Raw genomic sequence first — 21,426 nt, forward strand, 5'->3', positions numbered from 1 at the left:
CTGAGACCGAGCGATGTTCCGCCGTACGTTCTGGTTCACCACCGGTGTCGCCGCCGGTGTGTGGGCGACCACCAAGGTCAACCGCAAGCTCAAGCAGCTGACCCCGGAGAGCCTCGCCGCGACCGCGGCGAACAAGGCCCTGGAGACCGGTCAGCGCCTGAAGGACCGCGCGGTGGGCTTCGCGCTCGACGTCCGCGACAACATGGCCCAGCGGGAGGCCGAGCTGGAGGAGGCCCTCGGGATCCACGAGAACCCCGAACTCCCCGCGCCCCGGCGGTACACCGCCATCGGGAACAACCGCGACAACAGCAGCACACCGAAGTACATCGAAACGTCGTTTTCTTCGCAAGCGAAGCACTCGTACAACCGGAATGAGGACCACTGATGGAGTCGGCCGAGATTCGCCGCCGCTGGCTGAGCTTCTTCGAGGAGCGCGGGCACACCGTCGTCCCTTCGGCGTCGCTCATCGCGGACGACCCGACTCTGCTCCTCGTCCCCGCCGGCATGGTGCCCTTCAAGCCCTACTTCCTGGGTGAGGTCAAGCCGCCGTTCCCGCGCGCCACCAGCGTGCAGAAGTGCGTGCGCACCCCCGACATCGAAGAGGTCGGCAAGACCACGCGCCACGGCACGTTCTTCCAGATGTGCGGCAACTTCTCCTTCGGCGACTACTTCAAGGAAGGCGCCATCAAGCTCGCCTGGGAGCTGCTCACCAGCCCCCAGGACAAGGGCGGTTACGGCCTCGACCCCGAGCGCCTGTGGATCACCGTCTACCAGGACGACGACGAGGCCGAGCAGATCTGGCACGAGGTCGTCGGCGTGCCCAAGGAGCGCATCCAGCGCCTGGGCATGAAGGACAACTTCTGGTCCATGGGTGTGCCCGGCCCGTGCGGCCCCTGCTCCGAGATCAACTACGACCGCGGCCCCGAGTTCGGCGTCGAGGGCGGCCCCGCCGTCAACGACGAGCGGTACGTGGAGATCTGGAACCTCGTCTTCATGCAGTACGAGCGCGGCGAGGGCACCGGCAAGGACAACTTCGAGATCCTCGGGGACCTGCCGAGCAAGAACATCGACACGGGCCTCGGCCTGGAGCGGCTCGCCATGATTCTGCAGGGCGTGCAGAACATGTACGAGATCGACACCTCCATGGCCGTCATCAACAAGGCCACCGAGCTGACCGGCGTCCGCTACGGCGACGCCCATGCCTCGGACGTCTCCCTCCGCGTGGTCACCGACCACATGCGCACCGCCACGATGCTCATCGGCGACGGCGTCACCCCCGGCAACGAGGGCCGCGGCTACGTCCTGCGCCGCATCATGCGCCGTGCCATCCGCAACATGCGCCTGCTCGGCGCCACCGGCCCGGTCGTCAAGGACCTCCTGGACACCGTGATCCAGATGATGGGCCGGCAGTACCCCGAGCTGGTCACCGACCGCGAGCGCATCGAGAAGGTGGCCATCGCCGAGGAGAACGCCTTCCTCAAGACGCTGAAGGCCGGCACCAACATCCTCGACACCGCCGTCACCGAGACCAAGCAGGCCGGCGGCACGGTCCTGGCCGGCGACAAGGCCTTCCTGCTCCACGACACCTGGGGCTTCCCGATCGACCTCACCCTGGAGATGGCCGCCGAGCAGGGCCTCTCCGTGGACGAGGAGGGCTTCCGCCGCCTGATGAAGGAGCAGCGGGAGCGCGCCAAGGCCGACGCCCAGGCCAAGAAGACCGGCCACGCCGACATGGGCGCCTACCGCGAGATCGCCGACACCGCCGGCGAGACCGACTTCATCGGCTACAGCGACACCGAGGGCGAGTCGACCATCGTCGGCCTCCTCGTCGACGGCATCTCCTCCCCGGCCGCCACCGAGGGCGACGAGGTCGAGGTCGTCCTGGACCGCACCCCCTTCTACGCCGAGGGCGGCGGTCAGATCGGCGACACCGGCCGGATCAAGGTCGACTCCGGTGCCGTGATCGAGATCCGCGACTGCCAGAAGCCGGTCCCGGGTGTGTACGTCCACAAGGGCGTCGTCCAGGTCGGCGAGGTCACCGTCGGCGCCAAGGCCCACGCCTCGATCGACGCCCGCCGCCGCAAGGCCATCGCCCGCGCCCACTCGGCCACCCACCTCACCCACCAGGCCCTGCGCGACGCCCTCGGCCCGACGGCCGCCCAGGCCGGTTCCGAGAACCAGCCCGGCCGCTTCCGCTTCGACTTCGGCTCCCCGTCCGCCGTTCCGACGGCCGTGATGACCGACGTCGAGCAGAAGATCAACGAGGTGCTCGCCCGCGATCTCGACGTGCACGCCGAGATCATGGGCATCGACGAGGCGAAGAAGCAGGGTGCCATCGCCGAGTTCGGCGAGAAGTACGGCGAGCGGGTCCGTGTCGTGACCATCGGCGACTTCTCCAAGGAGCTGTGCGGCGGCACGCACGTGCACAACACCGCCCAGCTGGGCCTGGTGAAGCTGCTCGGCGAGTCCTCCATCGGCTCGGGCGTCCGCCGTATCGAGGCCCTGGTCGGCGTGGACGCCTACAACTTCCTCGCTCGTGAGCACACGGTCGTCAACCAGCTGACCGAGCTGCTCAAGGGGCGCCCGGAGGAGCTGCCGGAGAAGGTCTCCTCGATGCTCGGCAAGCTGAAGGACGCCGAGAAGGAGATCGAGAAGTTCCGCGCCGAGAAGGTGCTGCAGGCCGCCGCGGGCCTCGCCGAGTCCGCCAAGGACGTGCGCGGCGTGGCCGTGGTGACCGGTCAGGTCCCGGACGGCACGACCCCGGACGACCTGCGCAAGCTGGTCCTCGACGTGCGCGGCCGCATCCAGGGCGGACGCGCCGCCGTGGTCGCCCTCTTCACCGTCAACAACGGCAAGCCGCTGACGGTCATCGCCACCAACGAGGCCGCCCGCGAGCGTGGCCTGAAGGCCGGTGATCTGGTCCGTACCGCCGCCAAGACCCTCGGCGGCGGCGGTGGCGGCAAGCCGGACGTGGCCCAGGGCGGCGGCCAGAACCCGGCCGCCGTCGGCGAGGCCGTCGAGGCCGTCGAGCGGCTCGTCGCCGACACCGCCAAGTGACGGCGACGAAGACGGCGAAGAAGATGACGAAGAAGACGGCGAAGTAAGGAAACGGTCGGAAATGCGCAGAGGGCGTCGGCTTGCGATCGACGTCGGGGACGCCCGGATCGGGGTCGCCTCGTGCGACCCCGACGGGATCCTCGCCACTCCGGTGGAGACCGTCCCCGGCCGGGACATCCCCGCCGCCCACCGCCGCCTGCGTCAACTGGTGGAGGAGTACGAGCCGATCGAGGTCGTCGTCGGTCTCCCTCGCTCCCTCAAGGGGGGCGAGGGCCCGGCCGCCGCCAAGGTCCGCGCCTTCGCCCAGGAACTGGCCAAGGGCATCAAGCCGGTGCCGGTGCGCCTGGTGGACGAGCGGATGACGACCGTGACGGCCAGTCAGGGACTGCGCGCCTCGGGCGTGAAATCCAAGAAGGGCCGGGCCGTCATCGACCAGGCGGCCGCCGTGATCATCCTGCAACAGGCCCTGGAATCCGAACGAGTGTCAGGTAAAGCACCCGGCGAGGGCGTCGAAGTGGTCATCTGATCGCGATACGGTAACGTTCCGCGCGATGTGGCGGTGTTCGAACAGCCGGCACACAGCAAGAGGCGGAACGGAAGCGGGCCGACCGGCCACGTGACCGGTCGGCCTCGCGGCTCTAGGGGATCGATGACTGAGTATGGCCGGGGCCCGGGCTCCGAACCGTGGCATCCGCAGGACCCGTTGTACGGGGACGGCGGATGGGAAGGGCAGCAGGCCCACATGGGCCAGCAGCCTGCCTACGGCGGCCAGCCGCAGCAGCAGTACCCGCAGCAGCCGCAGTACGGCGACTGGAACCAGCAGCAGCACAACCAGCAGCAGCACAACGGATACGGCCAGGACCAGTACCCGTACTACGACGAACAGGGTCACCAGCAGTACGCCGGCCACCCCCAGCAGCAGTACCCGCAGCAGGGCGGCTGGGAGGCGGCCGGTCCCCACGGCCAGATGCCCTACCCCGCCGACCCCGGCGACCCGTACGGCCATCAGCCCGTCGGCTACGGCGGGGAGCAGCCCGACTTCTACGGCACCGAGGACGCCTACCCGCCGCCGGTGCCGCCCGGCCGCAGGCACTCCGAGCCGGAAGCGCACCCCGAGCCCGAGGCCGTCCCCGAGGAGGAGCACCCCTTCTTCACGGGAGGCGGCGACGATGACGACGACGAGGAGCACGAGCTCCAGAGCCGCCGTGACCGGCGCGGCGGCAGCAAGAAGCCCACGAAGAAGGGCAAGAAACAGCGCAACGGCTGCGCCTGCATGGTCGTCGTCCTGGTCCTCGGCGGCGGCATCGGCACGGTCGGCTACTTCGGCTACCGGTTCTACCAAAATCGTTTCGCCCCGGCGCCCGACTACACGGGCGACGGCACCAACCAGACGGTGACGGTCGAGATCCCCAAGGGCGCGGGCGGCTGGGACATCGGCAACCGTCTCAAGCAGGCCGGGGTCGTCAAGAGCGCCGAGGCCTTCGTGCACGCGCAGGGCTCGGTCCCCGGCGGTGGCAGCATCCAGGCCGGCGTGTATCTCCTCAAGAAGGAGATGTCCGCCGCCAGCGCCGTGAAAATGATGCTGGACCCGAAGAGCCAGAACATCGTCATGGTCACTCCGGGCGAGCGCAACGCGGGCGTCTACCAGGCGATCGACAAGAAACTCGAACTTACCTCCGGCACCACCGAGAAGGTCGCCAAGAAGGAGTTCAAGAGCCTCGGTCTGCCGGCCTGGGCGCAGAACACCGCGAACAGCAACGAGATCAAGGACCCGCTGGAGGGGTTCCTCTACCCGGGCAACTATCCGGCCGCCAAGGGCATGAAGCCGGACGCGATCCTGAAGCAGATGGTCGCCGAGGCCGCGTCCAAGTACGACGCCTACGGCCTCACCTCGAAGGCGCAGGCCCTGGGCCTGAAGAACCCGTTCGAACTCGTCACCGTCGCGAGCCTGGTGCAGGCGGAGGGCAAGACTCACGACGACTTCCGCAAGATGGCCGAAGTGGTCTACAACCGGCTCAAGCCCACCAATACCGAGACGAACCAGTTCCTGCAGTTCGACTCGACCTACAACTACGCCAAGGGCACCAGCCACATCCATATCTCCCTCAAGGAGATCAACAGCGACCCCAGCCCGTACAACACGTACACCCACAAGGGGCTCCCGCCCGGTCCGATCGGCAACCCCGGCGAGGACGCGATCACGGCGGCCCTGAACCCGACACACGACGGCTGGATCTATTTCGTGGCGACCGACGGAGTGAACAACACCGAATTCGCCAAGAACCTCGCCGAATTCAAGCGACTCAAGGAAAAGTTCGATGCCAGCTCGGGCAACTGACGCCCGCCGGGCCGCCGTGCTCGGTAAGCCCATCGCCCACTCCCTCTCCCCGGTGCTGCACCGGGCCGCGTACGACGAGCTCGGGCTCACCGGGTGGTCGTACGAGCGCTTCGAGGTGGACGAGGCCGGGCTGCCCGGCTTCCTCGAGAAGCTGGGGCCGGAGTGGGCGGGGCTGTCGCTGACCATGCCGCTGAAGCGGGCGGTGATCCCGCTGCTGGACGAGATCAGCGAGACGGCAGCCTCGGTCGACGCCGTGAACACGGTCGTCCTCACCGAGGACGGGCGAAGGCTCGGCGACAACACCGACATCCCGGGCATGGTGGCCGCGCTGCGCGAGCACGGCATCGAGCAGGTCGAATCGGCCGCGATCCTGGGCGCCGGTGCCACCGCCTCCTCCGCGCTCGCCGCGCTCTCCCGTGTCTGCACCGGCGAGGTCGTCGCCTACGTCCGCAGCGAGGCCCGCGCCGCCGAGATGCGGCAGTGGGGCGAGCGGCTCGACGTGGAGGTGCGGACGGCGGACTGGGCGGACGCCGAGCAGGCCCTGCGCTCCCCGCTGGTGATCGCCACCACGCCCGCCGGCACCACCGACGCCCTCGCCACCGCCGTACCCGAGCGCCCCGCCACCCTCTTCGACGTGCTCTACGATCCCTGGCCCACCGAGCTGGCGGCCCGCTGGTCCATGTTCGGCGGCGCCGTGGTCAGCGGCCTCGACCTGCTGGTCCACCAGGCCGTCCTGCAGGTCGAGCAGATGACCGGCCGCTCCCCTGCGCCCCTGGAGGCCATGCGCCGCGCCGGTGAGAAGGCGCTCGCCGCGAACTGACCGTCCGGCGCGCGTCCGCCTGCTGGACCTGCGACCGGATTCCGGCCGCGGACGTGGGAGGATCGGAGGTGGCGGGCCGGGGTCGCGCACCCGGTCGCGCCGTCGCCGTACGCGAGGATGCGTGTACGCAGGGCAGTACCGGGCGCGAACACTGAGGAGCACCGTTGAGCAGGCTGCGTTGGCTGACCGCGGGGGAGTCCCACGGTCCCGCACTTGTCGCGACGCTGGAGGGGCTTCCCGCCGGCGTGCCGATCACCACGGAGATGGTGGCGGACCACCTGGCGCGGCGGCGGCTCGGCTATGGCCGCGGTGCGCGGATGAAGTTCGAGCGTGACGAGGTCACCTTCCTGGGTGGTGTCCGGCACGGCCTCACCCTCGGCTCCCCGGTCGCGATCATGGTGGGCAACACCGAGTGGCCCAAGTGGGAGCAGGTCATGGCGGCCGACCCGGTCGACCCGGAGATCCTCGCGGGTCTGGCCCGCAACGCCCCGCTGACCCGGCCCCGGCCCGGCCACGCCGACCTGGCGGGGATGCAGAAGTACGGCTTCGACGAGGCCCGCCCGATCCTGGAGCGCGCCTCCGCCCGCGAGACGGCGGCCCGGGTGGCGCTGGGCGCGGTGGCGCGGTCGTACCTGAAGGAGACCGCGGGCATCGAGATCGTCTCGCACGTGGTCGAGCTGTGCTCGGTGAAGGCTCCGCAGGGCGTGTACCCCACGCCGGCCGATGTCGAGAAGCTGGACGCCGACCCGCTGCGCTGCCTGGACGCGGACGCCTCGAAGGCGATGGTCGCGGAGGTCGACCAGGCCCACAAGGACGGCGACACGCTCGGCGGTGTGGTCGAGGTGCTGGCGTACGGCGTCCCGGTCGGCCTGGGCTCGCACGTGCACTGGGACCGCAAGCTGGACGCCCGGCTCGCCGGTGCCCTGATGGGCATCCAGGCGATCAAGGGCGTCGAGATCGGCGACGGCTTCGAGCTGGCCCGGGTGCCCGGCTCCAAGGCGCACGACGAGATCGTGGGCACGCCCGAGGGCATCAAGCGCGTCTCCGGCCGGGCCGGCGGCACCGAGGGCGGCCTGAGCACCGGCGAGCTGCTGCGGGTGCGGGCCGCGATGAAGCCGATCGCGACCGTGCCGAAGGCCCTGCGGACCGTCGACGTCACCACCGGCGAGGCCGCCCAGGCCCACCACCAGCGCTCCGACGTCTCCGCGGTGCCGGCCGCCGGCATCGTCGCCGAGGCGATGGTCGCGCTCGTCCTCGCGGACGCCGTCGCCGAGAAGTTCGGCGGTGACTCCGTGGCCGAGACCCGCCGCAACGTGCAGTCGTACCTCGACAACCTGCGGATCCGGTGAGCGCCGTGCCCGCCGTCGTACTGGTCGGACCGATGGGCGTCGGCAAGTCCACCGTAGGCCAACTGCTCGCCGAGCGCCTCGGGCTCGGCTACCGGGACACCGATGAGGACATCGTCGCCGCCGAGGGCCGCACCATCGCCGAGATCTTCGTCGACGAGGGCGAGCCCGCCTTCCGCGCGCTGGAGAAGCGGGCCGTGCACACCGCGCTCGCCGAGCACGAGGGCGTCCTCGCGCTCGGCGGCGGGGCCGTCCTCGACGCCGACACACGCGCGCTTCTCGCCGGGCACCGGGTGGTCTACCTGTCCATGGACGTGGAGGAGGCCGTCAAGCGCACCGGCCTGAACGCGGCCCGGCCGCTGCTCGCGGTCAACCCGCGCAGGCAGTGGCGTGAGCTGATGGAGGCCCGGCGGCACCTGTACGAGGAGGTCGCCACCGCGGTCGTACCGACGGACGGCCGTACGCCCGAAGAGGTCACCCGAGCAGCGCTGGACGCACTGGAGTTGAAGGAAGCATGAGCGAGGCAGTCACCCGGATCCAGGTCGCCGGCAGCGCGGGCACCGACCCCTACGAGGTGCTGGTCGGGCGCCAACTGCTCGGCGAACTGGGCGGGTTGATCGGTGACCGGGCCAAGCGGGTCGCGGTGATCCACCCGGAGGCGCTGGCCGAGACCGGCGACGCGCTCCGCGCCGACCTGGCCGGGCAGGGCTACGAGGCGATCGCCATCCAGGTGCCGAACGCCGAGGAGGCCAAGACCGCCGAGGTGGCCGCCTACTGCTGGAAGGCGCTCGGCCAGTCGGGCTTCACCCGCTCCGACGTCGTCGTGGGCGTGGGCGGCGGCGCGACCACGGACCTCGCCGGCTTCGTCGCCGCGACCTGGCTGCGCGGGGTGCGCTGGATCGCCGTCCCGACCACCGTGCTCGCCATGGTGGACGCGGCGGTCGGCGGCAAGACCGGCATCAACACCGCCGAGGGCAAGAACCTCGTCGGTGCCTTCCACCCGCCGGCCGGCGTCCTGTGCGACCTGGCCGCGCTGGACTCCCTCCCGGTCAACGACTACGTCTCCGGGCTCGCCGAGGTCATCAAGGCCGGTTTCATCGCCGACCCGGTGATCCTGGACCTGATCGAGTCCGACCCGGAGGCCGCCCGGACCCCGGCGGGCCCGCACACGGCCGAGCTGATCGAGCGCTCCATCCGGGTGAAGGCGGAGGTCGTCTCCTCGGACCTGAAGGAGTCGGGCCTGCGCGAGATCCTCAACTACGGCCACACGCTCGGCCACGCCATCGAGAAGAACGAGCGGTACAAGTGGCGGCACGGCGCCGCGGTCGCGGTCGGCATGCACTTCGCCGCCGAACTCGGCCGTCTGGCGGGCCGGTTGGACGACGCCACGGCGGACCGCCACCGCACGGTGCTGGAAGCGGTCGGCCTGCCGCTGCACTACCGCTACGACCAGTGGCCCAAGCTGCTGGAGACGATGAAGATCGACAAGAAGTCCCGTGGCGACCTGCTGCGCTTCATCGTCCTCGACGGCCTCGCCAAGCCGACCGTCCTGGAGGGCCCGGACCCGGCCGTGCTGCTGGCCGCGTACGGCGAAGTGGGCCAGTAAGTCCCACGCTGTTCCGTCCGCCCGGTTCCAGATCTCGACTTCCTTTGCGGAATGGGCACTTCCGGCCGCCCCCGGCCGTTTCACCACACGACGGCGGGGGACGGTACCGTTCGGTAGGCAGCGGGGTTCGCCCCGCTGCCGGCGCGAACTGCTTGTACGAGACGGAGTGGCAACGGATGCAGCACGCAGTGGGGTCTCCGCTGCCGCCGCCCCACCAGCCGGGGCAGGTGCCGCACGCCGGCTGGGCGTCGGCCGCACACCACCCGGGCCCGCCCCCGGGAGCCTCCCAGGGGCCCGCCCCCGTGCCCCCGCCGCCGGGCTTTCCGGTCCACACCGGCGCTGTCCCGCCGACACCCCCGCAGCCCCCGGCGCCCCAGCCCCCGGCCGCACAGCCCCCCGCCGTCCCTCCGGCCCCCGACACCACCGGTCACGTCCCGCTGCCGCCCGGCGGCCCCGTCGGCGTGCCCAGCGTTCCCCCGGCTCCCGCCGCGGCCCCCGACCCGGCGACCACCACGCTGGCCGTGCTGCTGATCGGCCCGGCCGGCGCCGGCAAGACCAGCGTCGCCAAGTTCTGGGCGGACCACCGCCGCGTGCCCACCGCGCACATCAGCCTGGACGACGTCCGCGAATGGGTCCGCTCGGGCTTCGCCGACCCCCAGTCCGGCTGGAACGACAACTCCGAGGCCCAGTACCGCCTGGCACGCCGCACCTGCGGCTTCGCCGCACGCAACTTCCTCGCCAACGGCATCTCCTGCATCCTGGACGACGCGGTCTTCCCGGACCGCCCGGTCGTCGGGCTCGGCGGTTGGAAACGCCACGTGGGCCCCGGCCTGCTGCCCGTCGTCCTCCTCCCCGGCCTGGACATCGTCCTGGAACGCAACGCCGAACGCACCGGCAACCGCCGCCTCACCGACGAGGAGGTGGCCCGCATCCACGGCCGCATGGCGGGCTGGTACGGCTCGGGCCTGCCGATCATCGACAACTCGCAGCTGGACGTCCCGGGCACGGCCCGTGTTCTGGACGAGGTCCTGGCCAGGGCGATTGCAAGCCCACCGAGCTGGTAGGCAGGGGGGCGACCGGTCCAACTCAGGGGCGCGGGGCTGTGTCGATGTGCGGCTCCGCCGCGCGGGCGCGACCGGCCACCCACGGACCCGCATCCGGCGATCACGGACACCGCCCCGCACAACCCCACTCGGACCCGCTCAACCAGCGCAAGTCGGTCAAAACTCCTACGCTCATCTCATGTCAGAGGTGTACGCGAACCGCCGATCCCGGCTGAGGGACCACTTCACCGCGGCCGGCTCCGCGGCAGCGCTCGTCACCCGCCCGGCCAATGTGCGCTACCTCGCCGCCGTGGCCCCGCAGGGGTCCGTCCTGCTGCTGGGCAAACGCGAGGACGTGCTGGTCTGCGCGGCTTCCCCGGACGACCGGCCGACAGAGGGGCGTCCCGACGAGGCACTGGCGCTCCACGTCCTTCCCGAGCCCGGAGGCGACCCCGCCGTGGCGGCCGCCGGTCTCGCCGGGAGCCAGGGTGCCGACTCCCTCGCGGTCGAGGAGCACCACCTCACCGTGGCCCGCCACAGAGCCCTCGCCTCGATGGTCCCCAAGCTGCGGCTTGCCGACCTCGGCGCAGCCGTGGAGCAGCTCAGGGTGGTCAAGGACGAGGAGGAGATCTCCTGCCTGCGCATCGGCGCCGAGATCGCCGACCAGGCCCTCGGCGAGCTGCTGGAGTCCATCCTGGTCGGCCGCACCGAACGGCACCTCGCCCTGGAACTGGAGCGCCGGCTGGTCGACCACGGCGCCGACGGGCCGGCCTTCCCGACCTCGGTGGCCACCGGGCCGAACTCCGGCCGTCGCGGGCACCGCCCCACCGACCGGCGGGTGGAGGAGGGCGACTTCCTCTCCGTGTGCCTCGGGGCGACCTATCGCGGCTACCGCTGTGAGATCGGCCGTACCTTCGTGATCGGCACCTCGCCCGCCGAGTGGCAGATCGAGCTGTACGACCTCGTCTTCGCCGCCCAGCGCGCCGGACGCGAGTGCCTGGCACCGGGCGCCGTCTACGGCGACGTGGATCGTGCGGCACGCCAGGTACTGGACTCCGCCGGCTATGCGGAGGCCCTGCCTCCGTTGACCGGACACGGTGTCGGACTCGAAATCGACGAGGACCCGCAGTTGGCGCCCTCGGCCATGGGTAAACTGGACGCTTGCGTGCCGGTCACCGTCGAACCGGGGGTCCACCTCCCGGGCCGGGGCGGTGTCCGGATCGATGACACGCTCGTCGTACGCCCCGAGGCGGACGGCGGACCCGAGCTACTCACCATCACGACCAAGGAGCTGCTCGCGCTGTAGCGCGTGACCCGGGGTCGTACGTCAGTCCAGGAGATTCCGCAACCGTGGCTTCCACGAACGACCTCAAGAACGGCATGGTGCTCAAGCTCGAAGGCGGCCAGCTCTGGTCCGTCGTCGAGTTCCAGCACGTCAAGCCCGGCAAGGGCCCGGCCTTCGTGCGCACCAAGCTGAAGAACGTGCTGTCCGGCAAGGTGGTCGACAAGACCTTCAACGCCGGCGTCAAGGTCGAGACCGCCACTGTCGACAAGCGCGACATGCAGTTCTCGTACATGGACGGCGAGTACTTCGTCTTCATGGACATGGAGACCTACGACCAGCTGCACATCGACCGGAAGGCCGTCGGCGACGCCGCGAACTTCCTGGTCGAGGGCTTCACCGCCACCGTCGCGCAGCACGAGGGCGAGGTCCTCTTCGTCGAGCTGCCCGCCGCGGTCGAGCTGACCATCGCCGAGACCGAGCCGGGCGTCCAGGGCGACCGCTCCACCGGTGGCACCAAGCCCGCCACCCTGGAGACCGGCCACCAGATCCAGGTCCCGCTCTTCATCACCACCGGTGAGAAGATCAAGGTCGACACCCGCACCAGCGACTACCTCGGCCGGGTGAACAGCTAACCGTGGCTGCCCGCAACACGGCCCGCAAGCGCGCCTTCCAGATCCTCTTCGAGGGCGACCAGCGCGGCGCCGACGTCCTGACGGTCCTCGCGGACTGGATCCGGCTGTCCCGGTCCGACACCCGCCAGCCGCCGGTCAGCGAGTACACGATGCAGCTGGTCGAGGGCTATGCCGAGCACGCGAGGCGGATCGACGAGCTGATCGCCCAGTACGCGGTCGGCTGGACGCTCGACCGGATGCCGGTCGTGGACCGCAACATCCTGCGGCTGGGCGCGTACGAGCTGATCTGGGTCGACGAGACTCCGGACGCCGTCGTCCTGGACGAGATGGTGCAGCTGGCGAAGGAGTTCTCCACGGACGAGTCGCCCTCGTTCGTCAACGGCCTCCTGGGCCGTCTGAAGGAGCTCAAGCCGTCCCTGCGCCGGGACGAGGCGTAGCACCGCCCGGCACGCTATCGCCGGAGGGCCCGCAGCATGCCTGTGCTGCGGGCCCTCCGGCGTTCTTCCAGCGCGCGTGAAAAGCCGCCGGGGTGGCCGGAACCGCAAAGTTCCGGCCACCCCGGCGGCACGTTTCTGCTGAGGCGGTCGAAGCGGCTACGCGTCCTCGTGCGTGGCCACCGCGCGGCGGGCGTCCGCGTCCAGGACACCCCAGCTGATCAGCTGCTCGGTGAGGACCGAGGGGGACTGGTCGTAGATGACGGCGAGTGTGCGCAGGTCGTCCTGGCGGATGGAGAGCACCTTGCCGTTGTAGTCACCGCGCTGGGACTGGATCGTGGCCGCGTAGCGCTGCAGCGGGCCCGCCTTCTCGGCGGGCACCGTGGCCAGCCGCTCCAGGTCCAGGACCAGCTTCGGCGGCGGCTCGGCGGCGCCGCCCGGCGTGGTGCCCGGCAGCAGCTCCTGCACCGGAACGCCATAGAAATCGGCCAGCTCGGCGAGCCGCTGTACGGTCACCGCACGGTCGCCGCGCTCGTAGGACCCCACCACCACGGCCTTCCAGCGACCCTGGGACTTCTCCTCGACACCGTGGAGGGAAAGGCCCTGCTGGGTGCGGATGGCCCGGAGCTTGGCCCCGAGCTGTTTGGCGTATTCGCTGGACATATAGCTCCCCGGACACTGTGTCGACGCGGCCGGACTGGCTTCCCGCCGCGCGGCTGGTAACTCACTGTGAGGTTACGCAGCGTGACTCTCCTGCGTCAAGCCGAATGGTCCACACCGACTCTTCCGTGGTAGTGGCAGCGCATTGGGCCAGGGGGGTGATCGGGGCCCTCTCCATGACCTGCTAGGGTTGATGGCGCAAATCAGACGTCCTTTAAGGTCCGTCCCGTGAGGCGGAGAAGGAGGTCCTTTTCGTATGGACAAGCAGGACTCGCACGCCACCCCGCATGCGTCCGATGCGCGGCCCGTTCTCGAGGGCCCCGACATCGCACGGGTGCTGACCCGTATCGCCCACGAGATCGTCGAGCGCGCCAAGGGCGCCGACGACGTGGTGCTCCTCGGCATTCCGACCCGGGGCGTCTTCCTCGCCCAGCGGCTCGCCGCCAAGCTGGAGGAGATCACCGACCGCAAGATCCCGGTCGGCTCCCTCGACATCACCATGTACCGCGACGACCTGCGCATGCACCCGCCGCGTGCGCTGGCCCGCACCGAGATCCCCGGTGACGGCATCGACGGCAAGCTGGTCGTCCTCGTCGACGACGTGCTCTTCTCCGGCCGCACCATCCGCGCCGCCCTCGACGCCCTGAACGACATCGGGCGCCCCCGTGCGGTCCAGCTCGCGGTCCTGGTCGACCGCGGCCACCGCGAACTGCCCATCCGCGCCGACTACGTCGGCAAGAACCTCCCCACGTCGCTGCGGGAGACGGTCAAGGTCCAGCTCGCCGAGGAGGACGGTCGCGACACCGTGCTGCTCGGCGTGAAGGCCGGCCAGTAGCAACTCGGGCGCCGGGCTGCTCAGGCATGCCCGCACGCGCGCCGGTTCGCCCCGAATCTCCCTGAATGAACTGCCTTACGGAGCCTGACAGATGCAGCGTCATCTCATCTCGGCCGCCGATCTCACCCGCGACGACGCCGTCCTGATCCTCGACACCGCCGAGGAGATGGCCCGGGTCGCCGACCGGCCGATCAAGAAGCTGCCGACCCTGCGCGGCCGCACGATCGTCAACCTCTTCTTCGAGGACTCCACGCGCACCCGGATCTCCTTCGAGGCCGCCGAGAAGCGCCTGTCCGCCGACGTCATCAACTTCTCCGCCAAGGGGTCGAGCGTCTCCAAGGGCGAGTCCCTGAAGGACACCGCGCAGACCCTGGAGGCCATGGGCGTCGACGCCGTGGTCATCCGGCACGGCGCCTCCGGAGCCCCCTACCGCCTGGCGAACTCCGGCTGGATCGACGCGGCCGTCATCAACGCCGGCGACGGCACCCACCAGCACCCCACCCAGGCCCTGCTGGACGCCTTCACCATGCGCCGCCGGCTGATCGGCCGGGACGCCGGGCTCGGCCAGGACCTGTCCGGCAGGCGGATCACCATCGTCGGCGACGTCCTGCACAGCCGGGTCGCCCGCTCCAACGTGGACCTGCTGCACACCCTCGGCGCCGAGGTCACCCTGGTCGCCCCGCCCACCCTGGTGCCGGTCGGCGTCGAGACCTGGCCCTGCGAGGTGTCGTACGACCTGGACAGCACGCTGCCCAAGTGCGACGCGGTGATGATGCTCCGCGTCCAGCGCGAGCGGATGAACGCCGCCTTCTTCCCCACCGAGCGCGAGTACTCCCGCCGCTACGGCCTCGACGGCGACCGCATGGCCAGGCTGCCCGAGCACGCCATCGTGATGCACCCCGGCCCGATGGTGCGCGGGATGGAGATCACCGCCGAGGTCGCCGACTCCGACCGCTGCACCGCCGTCGAGCAGGTCGCCAACGGCGTCTCCATCCGGATGGCCGTGCTGTACCTGCTGCTCGGTGGCAACGAGCCCGCCGTCACCCACACCCGCCCCACCGGTCCCGAGGAGAAGTAAGACCATGAGCAAGACCCTGATCCGTGGTGCGAAGGTGCTCGGCGGCGAGCCGCAGGACGTGCTGATCGACGGCGAGGTCATCGAGGCGGTCGGCACTGGGCTGTCCGCCGAGGGCGCCGAGGTCGTGGAGGCCGACGGCAAGGTGCTGCTGCCGGGCCTGGTCGACCTGCACACCCACCTGCGCGAGCCGGGCCGCGAGGACTCCGAGACGGTCCTCACCGGCACCCGCGCGGCCGCGTCCGGCGGCTACACGGCCGTCTTCGCCATGGCCAACACCTTCCCCGTCGCCGACACCGCCGGTGTCGTGGAGCAGGTCTGGCGGCTCGGCAGGGAGCACGGCTACTGTGACGTGCAGCCCATCGGCGCCGTCACCGTCGGCCTGGAGGGCAGGAAGCTCGCCGAGCTGGGTGCCATGCACGAATCGGCCGCCGGCGTCACCGTCTTCTCCGACGACGGCAAGTGCGTCGACGACGCGGTGATCATGCGCCGCGCGCTGGAGTACGTGAAGGCCTTCGGCGGTGTCGTCGCCCAGCACGCGCAGGAGCCGCGGCTGACCGAGGGCGCCCAGATGAACGAGGGCGTCGTCTCCGCCGAGCTGGGCCTGGGCGGCTGGCCCGCCGTCGCCGAGGAGTCGATCATCGCCCGGGACGTGCTGCTCGCCGAGCACGTCGGCTCCCGCGTCCACATCTGCCACCTGTCGACCGCCGGCAGCGTCGAGATCGTCCGCTGGGCCAAGTCCCGCGGGATCGACGTCACCGCCGAGGTCACCCCGCACCACCTGCTCCTCACCGACGACCTGGTGCGGACGTACAACCCCGTCTACAAGGTCAACCCGCCGCTGCGCACCGAGCGCGACGTGCACGCCCTGCGCGAGGCGCTGGCGGACGGCACGATCGACATCGTCGCCACCGACCACGCCCCGCACCCGCACGAGGACAAGGACTGCGAGTGGGCCGCGGCCGCCATGGGCATGGTGGGGCTGGAGACCGCGTTGTCAGTGGTCCAGGAGACCATGGTCGACACGGGCCTGCTGGACTGGGCCGGCGTCGCCGACCGCATGTCCGTCAAGCCCGCGCAGATCGGACAGGCCACCGGGCACGGCCGTCCCGTCTCGGCTGGTGAGCCTGCCAACCTCACCCTCGTCGACACGGCATACCGTGGCCAGGTGGACCCCGCGGGCTTCGCCTCGCGCAGCCGCAACACCCCCTACGAGGGGCGCGAGCTGCCGGGCCGTGTGACGCACACGTGGCTGCGGGGCAAGGCCACGCTCGTCGACGGGAAGCTCACGTGACACCTGTAATCCTGCTGGCCGAGGCGAAGAGGTCGGCCGAGGTCACCGACTGGCCGGCGCGCATCGGCTGGCTCGTCGGACTCCTGCTCTTCATCGCGCTCGTCTACTGGCTGATGCGCGAGGGCTGGAAGTGGCGCGGCACCCTGCAGAGCGACCTGCCCGCGCCACCCAGCGCGCCGGAGGAGACCAGCCCCGCCAGACTTGAGCTGAGCGGCCGCTACCACGGCTCCACCACCGCGGGCCAGTGGCTGGACCGGATCGTGGCCCACGGCCTGGGCACCCGCAGCCGGGCCGAGCTCACCCTGACCGACCAGGGGCTGGAGGTCGAGCGTCCCGGAGCGAGCGACTTCTTCATCCCCACCGCCGCGCTGCGCGGGGCCCGGCTGGACAAGGGCATCGCCGGCAAGGTCCTCACCGAGGGCGGGCTGCTGGTGGTGACCTGGGCGCTCGGCGACAAGCTGATCGACTCCGGCTTCCGCTCCGACCACGCGGCCGAGCACACCGAGTGGGTCGACACCCTGAACCACATGATCAACGACACGGAAGGCGCACGATGACGACCTCCACAAGGGGAGCTGCCAGGGTTCCCGCCGTACTCGTCCTGGAGGACGGCCGCCTCTTCCGCGGCCGTGCCTACGGGGCCGTGGGGGAGACCTTCGGCGAGGCCGTGTTCTCCACCGGTATGACCGGCTACCAGGAAACCCTGACCGACCCGTCGTACGACCGGCAGATCGTCGTCGCGACCGCACCCCAGATCGGCAACACCGGCTGGAACGACGAGGACGACGAGTCGAGCCGCATCTGGGTCTCCGGCTATGTCGTGCGCGACCCCGCGCGCGTGCCGTCCAACTGGCGCGCCAAGCGCTCCCTGGACGACGAGCTGGAGCGCCAGGGCGTGGTCGGCATCTCCGGCATCGACACCCGCGCCCTCACCCGCCACCTGCGCGAGCGCGGCTCGATGCGCGCCGGCATCTTCTCCGGAGAGGCGATCGCGGCCGAGTCCGAGCTCCTCGCGCGCGTGCAGGCCCAGCCGCACATGAAGGGCGCGAGCCTCTACGAGGAGGTCGCGACCAAGGAGGCTTACGTCGTCCCGGCGATCGGCGAGAAGAAGTTCACCGTCGCCGCGATCGACCTCGGCATCAAGGGCATGACCCCGCAGCGGATGGCCGAGCGCGGCATCGAGGTGCACGTCCTGCCCGCCACCGCCACGGCCGACGAGGTCTACGCGGTCGACCCGGACGGCGTGTTCTTCTCCAACGGCCCCGGCGACCCGGCGAGCGCCGACGGTCCCGTGGCCCTGATGACCGCCGTTCTGGAGCGCAGGACGCCGTTGTTCGGCATCTGCTTCGGCAACCAGATCCTCGGCCGTGCCCTCGGCTTCGGCACCTACAAGCTGAAGTACGGCCACCGGGGCATCAACCAGCCGGTCCAGGACCGTACGACCGGCAAGGTCGAGGTCACCGCGCACAACCACGGCTTCGCGGTCGACGCGCCGCTCGACAAGGTCAGCGAGACGAAGTTCGGTCGCGCCGAGGTCTCGCACGTCTGCCTGAACGACGACGTCGTGGAGGGGCTGCAGCTGCTCGACCAGCCGGCCTTCTCCGTCCAGTACCACCCCGAAGCGGCAGCGGGCCCGCACGACGCCGCCTACCTGTTCGACCGCTTCGTTTCCCTGATGGAGGGCCAGCGTGCCTAAGCGCACCGATATCCAGTCCGTCCTGGTCATCGGCTCCGGCCCGATCGTCATCGGCCAGGCCGCCGAGTTCGACTACTCCGGCACGCAGGCGTGCCGCGTGCTCAAGGCCGAGGGCCTGCGCGTCGTCCTCGTCAACTCCAACCCGGCGACGATCATGACCGACCCGGAGATCGCCGACGCCACGTACGTCGAGCCGATCACGCCCGAGTTCGTCGAGAAGATCATCGCCAAGGAGCGCCCCGACGCCCTGCTGCCCACCCTGGGCGGCCAGACGGCCCTGAACACCGCCATCTCGCTGCACGAGAACGGTGTCCTGGCCAAGTACGGCGTCGAGCTGATCGGCGCCAGGCCCGAGGCGATCCACAAGGGCGAGGACCGCGACCTGTTCAAGGAGGTCGTGGAGGAGGTCCGCAGGAAGATCGGGCACGGCGAGTCCGCCCGCTCGGTCATCTGCCACTCCATGGACGACGTCCTGAGCGGCGTCGAGACCCTCGGTGGCTACCCGGTCGTCGTCCGCCCGTCCTTCACCATGGGCGGCGCCGGCTCCGGCTTCGCGCACGACGAGGAGGAACTGCGCCGCATCGCCGGCCAGGGCCTCACGCTCTCCCCGACCACCGAGGTGCTCCTGGAGGAGTCCATCCTCGGCTGGAAGGAGTACGAGCTGGAGCTGATGCGCGACAAGCACGACAACGTCGTGGTCGTCTGCTCCATCGAGAACTTCGACCCGATGGGCGTGCACACCGGTGACTCCATCACCGTCGCGCCCGCGATGACGCTGACCGACCGCGAGTACCAGATCCTGCGCGACATCGGCATCGCCGTCATCCGCGAGGTCGGCGTCGACACCGGCGGCTGCAACATCCAGTTCGCGGTGAACCCCGAGGACGGTCGCGTGATCGTCATCGAGATGAACCCGCGCGTGTCCAGGTCCTCGGCGCTCGCCTCCAAGGCGACCGGCTTCCCGATCGCCAAGATCGCCGCCAAGCTGGCCGTCGGCTACACCCTGGACGAGATCCCGAACGACATCACGCAGGAGACCCCGGCCTCCTTCGAGCCGACGCTCGACTACGTGGTCGTCAAGGCCCCGCGGTTCGCCTTCGAGAAGTTCCCGCAGGCCGACTCCACGCTGACCACCACCATGAAGTCGGTCGGCGAGGCCATGGCCATCGGCCGCAACTTCCCCGAGGCCTTCCAGAAGGCGCTGCGGTCGCTGGAGAAGAAGGGCAGCCAGTTCACGTTCACCGGTGTCCCCGGTGACAAGTCGCTGCTCCTGGAGGAGTCCCGGCGGCCCACCGACGGCCGGATCAACACGGTCATGCAGGCCATCCGCGCCGGCGCCACCCCCGAGGAGATCTTCGAGTACACGAAGATCGACCCGTGGTTCGTGGACCAGCTCTTCCTGATCAAGGAGATCGCGGACGAGCTGGCCGAGGCCCCCGAGCTGACCCGCGAGCTGCTCGCCGAGGCCAAGCGGCACGGCTTCTCCGACCAGCAGATCGGCGAGATCCGCGGCCTGCGCGAGGACGTCGTCCGCGAGGTCCGGCACGCCCTGGGCATCCGCCCGGTCTACAAGACGGTCGACACCTGCGCCGCCGAGTTCGCCGCCAAGACGCCGTACTTCTACTCGGCCTACGACGAGGAGACGGAGGTCGCCCGGCGCGAGAAGCCGGCCGTCATCATCCTCGGCTCCGGCCCGAACCGCATCGGCCAGGGCATCGAGTTCGACTACTCCTGCGTCCACGCCTCCTTCGCGCTGTCCGACGCCGGGTACGAGACCGTGATGGTCAACTGCAACCCGGAGACCGTCTCCACCGACTACGACACCTCCGACCGGCTGTACTTCGAGCCGCTGACGCTGGAGGACGTGCTGGAGATCGTCCACGCCGAGCAGCAGGCCGGCCCGGTCGCGGGCGTGATCGTGCAGCTGGGCGGCCAGACCCCGCTCGGCCTGTCGCAGGCCCTGAAGGACAACGGCGTGCCGATCGTGGGCACCTCGCCCGAGGCGATCCACGCCGCCGAGGACCGCGGCGCCTTCGGCCGGGTGCTCGCCGAGGCGGGCCTGCCGGCCCCGAAGCACGGCACGGCCACCACCTTCGAGGAGGCCAAGGCCATCGCCGACGAGATCGGCTACCCGGTCCTGGTCCGGCCGTCGTACGTCCTGGGCGGGCGCGGCATGGAGATCGTGTACGACGAGACCCGCCTCGCCGCCTACATCGCCGAGTCGACCGAGATCAGCCCCTCCCGGCCGGTGCTGGTCGACCGCTTCCTGGACGACGCGATCGAGATCGACGTCGACGCGCTCTACGACGGCGAGGAGCTGTACCTCGGCGGCGTGATGGAGCACATCGAGGAGGCCGGCATCCACTCCGGCGACTCGGCGTGCGCCCTGCCCCCGATCACCCTCGGCGGCTTCGACATCAAGCGGCTTCGCGCCTCCACCGAGGCCATCGCGCGCGGTGTCGGGGTGCGCGGTCTGATCAACATCCAGTTCGCGATGGCGGGCGACATCCTGTACGTCCTGGAGGCCAACCCGCGCGCCTCCCGTACGGTCCCCTTCACCTCCAAGGCGACCGCGGTGCCGCTGGCCAAGGCCGCCGCCCGCATCTCGCTGGGCGCGACCATCGCCGAGCTGCGCGCCGAGGGCCTGCTGCCGAAGACGGGCGACGGCGGCGAGCTGCCGCTGGACGCGCCGATCTCCGTCAAGGAGGCCGTCATGCCGTGGTCGCGCTTCCGCGACATCCACGGCCGCGGCGTCGACACGGTTCTCGGCCCGGAGATGCGCTCCACCGGCGAGGTCATGGGCATCGACTCCGTCTTCGGCACGGCGTACGCCAAGTCGCAGGCGGGTGCCTACGGCCCGCTGCCCACCAAGGGCCGCGCGTTCATCTCGGTCGCCAACCGCGACAAGCGCTCGATGATCTTCCCGGCGCGTGAGCTGGTCGCCCACGGCTTCGACCTGCTCGCCACCTCCGGCACCGCCGAGGTCCTCAAGCGCAACGGCATCAACGCCACCGTCGTGCGCAAGCAGTCCGAGGGCACCGGCCCGAACGGCGAGAAGACCATCGTCCAGCTCATCCACGACGGCGAGGTCGACCTCATCGTCAACACCCCGTACGGCACCGGCGGCCGCCTCGACGGCTACGACATCCGTACGGCGGCCGTCGCCCGGTCCGTGCCCTGCCTGACGACCGTCCAGGCGCTCGCCGCGGCCGTGCAGGGCATCGACGCCCTCAACCACGGTGACGTGGGCGTCCGCTCGCTCCAGGAACACGCGGAGCACCTGACCGCGGCCCGCGACTAGCAGC

19 protein-coding genes are annotated in these 21,426 nt (G+C 70.5%); 18 read left to right on the top strand and 1 reads right to left on the bottom strand.

Annotated features, from left to right (window positions below; genetic code table 11):
• Positions 1 to 13: 13 nt before the first annotated feature.
• The 12 genes from FB563_RS27665 to nusB all read left to right on the top strand — a co-directional run bounded on the left by FB563_RS27665 (position 14) and on the right by nusB (position 12,564).
• On the top strand, positions 14 to 385 hold the full coding sequence (locus FB563_RS27665) for a hypothetical protein (RefSeq protein ID WP_055705439.1): 372 nt from the start codon (positions 14 to 16) through the stop codon (positions 383 to 385).
• Complete coding sequence (gene alaS, locus FB563_RS27670) at positions 385 to 3,057, top strand: alanine--tRNA ligase (RefSeq protein ID WP_055705438.1); 2,673 nt, start codon at positions 385 to 387, stop codon at positions 3,055 to 3,057. The genes FB563_RS27665 and alaS overlap by 1 nt, the downstream gene beginning before the upstream one ends.
• Positions 3,058 to 3,118: 61 nt before the next feature.
• Positions 3,119 to 3,583, top strand: coding sequence for a Holliday junction resolvase RuvX (gene ruvX, locus FB563_RS27675; protein ID WP_055705437.1), 465 nt, complete (start codon positions 3,119 to 3,121; stop codon positions 3,581 to 3,583).
• Positions 3,584 to 3,706: 123 nt separating this feature from the next.
• Entirely contained in the window at positions 3,707 to 5,395 is a 1,689-nt protein-coding gene (gene mltG / locus FB563_RS27685) for an endolytic transglycosylase MltG (RefSeq protein WP_079048685.1), read from the top strand.
• Entirely contained in the window at positions 5,376 to 6,215 is an 840-nt protein-coding gene (locus FB563_RS27690; protein ID WP_055705435.1) for a shikimate dehydrogenase, read from the top strand. The genes mltG and FB563_RS27690 overlap by 20 nt, the downstream gene beginning before the upstream one ends.
• 164 nt (positions 6,216 to 6,379) lie before the next feature.
• The gene (aroC, locus tag FB563_RS27695) at positions 6,380 to 7,564 is read left to right on the top strand and encodes a chorismate synthase (RefSeq protein WP_055705434.1); all 1,185 of its coding nucleotides are present in this window, start codon (positions 6,380 to 6,382) and stop codon (positions 7,562 to 7,564) included.
• A 32-nt stretch (positions 7,565 to 7,596) separates the two neighbouring features.
• Positions 7,597 to 8,079 carry a shikimate kinase gene (locus tag FB563_RS27700; protein ID WP_234357677.1) on the top strand — a complete coding sequence of 161 codons (483 nt, stop codon included), beginning with the start codon at positions 7,597 to 7,599 and terminating at the stop codon, positions 8,077 to 8,079.
• Positions 8,076 to 9,167: a 3-dehydroquinate synthase gene (gene aroB, locus FB563_RS27705; protein WP_055705432.1), complete on the top strand. Its 1,092-nt coding sequence runs from the start codon at positions 8,076 to 8,078 to the stop codon at positions 9,165 to 9,167. Before FB563_RS27700 ends, aroB begins: the two co-directional genes overlap by 4 nt.
• Before the next feature lie 176 nt (positions 9,168 to 9,343).
• Positions 9,344 to 10,231 carry a Pro-rich N-terminal domain-containing protein gene (locus FB563_RS27710; RefSeq protein WP_142218951.1) on the top strand — a complete coding sequence of 296 codons (888 nt, stop codon included), beginning with the start codon at positions 9,344 to 9,346 and terminating at the stop codon, positions 10,229 to 10,231.
• Positions 10,232 to 10,409: 178 nt separating this feature from the next.
• A complete protein-coding gene (locus tag FB563_RS27715; RefSeq protein WP_055704944.1) occupies positions 10,410 to 11,516 on the top strand; it encodes an aminopeptidase P family protein in 1,107 nt (368 codons plus the stop codon).
• Positions 11,517 to 11,560: 44 nt separating this feature from the next.
• Positions 11,561 to 12,127, top strand: a complete 567-nt coding sequence (efp, locus tag FB563_RS27720; protein ID WP_014671526.1) for an elongation factor P — start codon at positions 11,561 to 11,563, stop codon at positions 12,125 to 12,127.
• Between the two features lie 2 nt (positions 12,128 to 12,129).
• The gene (gene nusB / locus FB563_RS27725; protein ID WP_055704943.1) at positions 12,130 to 12,564 is read left to right on the top strand and encodes a transcription antitermination factor NusB; all 435 of its coding nucleotides are present in this window, start codon (positions 12,130 to 12,132) and stop codon (positions 12,562 to 12,564) included.
• Positions 12,565 to 12,720: 156 nt separating this feature from the next.
• On the opposite strand, the gene bldD is transcribed toward nusB, so the two are convergent.
• Entirely contained in the window at positions 12,721 to 13,224 is a 504-nt protein-coding gene (bldD, locus tag FB563_RS27730) for a transcriptional regulator BldD (protein WP_020938842.1), read from the bottom strand.
• A gap of 253 nt (positions 13,225 to 13,477) precedes the next feature.
• On the opposite strand from bldD, the gene pyrR reads away from it, so the two are divergent.
• The 6 genes from pyrR (at position 13,478) to carB (ending at position 21,422) form a co-directional block, all read left to right on the top strand.
• Positions 13,478 to 14,056, top strand: coding sequence for a bifunctional pyr operon transcriptional regulator/uracil phosphoribosyltransferase PyrR (gene pyrR / locus FB563_RS27735; protein ID WP_055704942.1), 579 nt, complete (start codon positions 13,478 to 13,480; stop codon positions 14,054 to 14,056).
• 91 nt (positions 14,057 to 14,147) lie between these two features.
• Positions 14,148 to 15,134 carry an aspartate carbamoyltransferase catalytic subunit gene (locus FB563_RS27740; RefSeq protein WP_055704941.1) on the top strand — a complete coding sequence of 329 codons (987 nt, stop codon included), beginning with the start codon at positions 14,148 to 14,150 and terminating at the stop codon, positions 15,132 to 15,134.
• Between the two features lie 4 nt (positions 15,135 to 15,138).
• On the top strand, positions 15,139 to 16,425 hold the full coding sequence (locus FB563_RS27745; protein WP_055704940.1) for a dihydroorotase: 1,287 nt from the start codon (positions 15,139 to 15,141) through the stop codon (positions 16,423 to 16,425).
• The gene (locus FB563_RS27750) at positions 16,422 to 16,982 is read left to right on the top strand and encodes a PH-like domain-containing protein (RefSeq protein ID WP_055704939.1); all 561 of its coding nucleotides are present in this window, start codon (positions 16,422 to 16,424) and stop codon (positions 16,980 to 16,982) included. Before FB563_RS27745 ends, FB563_RS27750 begins: the two co-directional genes overlap by 4 nt.
• A complete protein-coding gene (carA, locus tag FB563_RS27755) occupies positions 16,979 to 18,121 on the top strand; it encodes a glutamine-hydrolyzing carbamoyl-phosphate synthase small subunit (protein WP_055704938.1) in 1,143 nt (380 codons plus the stop codon). Before FB563_RS27750 ends, carA begins: the two co-directional genes overlap by 4 nt.
• Positions 18,114 to 21,422 carry a carbamoyl-phosphate synthase large subunit gene (gene carB, locus FB563_RS27760; RefSeq protein WP_055704937.1) on the top strand — a complete coding sequence of 1,103 codons (3,309 nt, stop codon included), beginning with the start codon at positions 18,114 to 18,116 and terminating at the stop codon, positions 21,420 to 21,422. Before carA ends, carB begins: the two co-directional genes overlap by 8 nt.
• The last annotated feature ends 4 nt before the right edge of the window (positions 21,423 to 21,426 follow it).

It is taken from the genome of Streptomyces puniciscabiei (genome assembly GCF_006715785.1).
GTDB classification, from domain to species: domain Bacteria; phylum Actinomycetota; class Actinomycetes; order Streptomycetales; family Streptomycetaceae; genus Streptomyces; species Streptomyces puniciscabiei.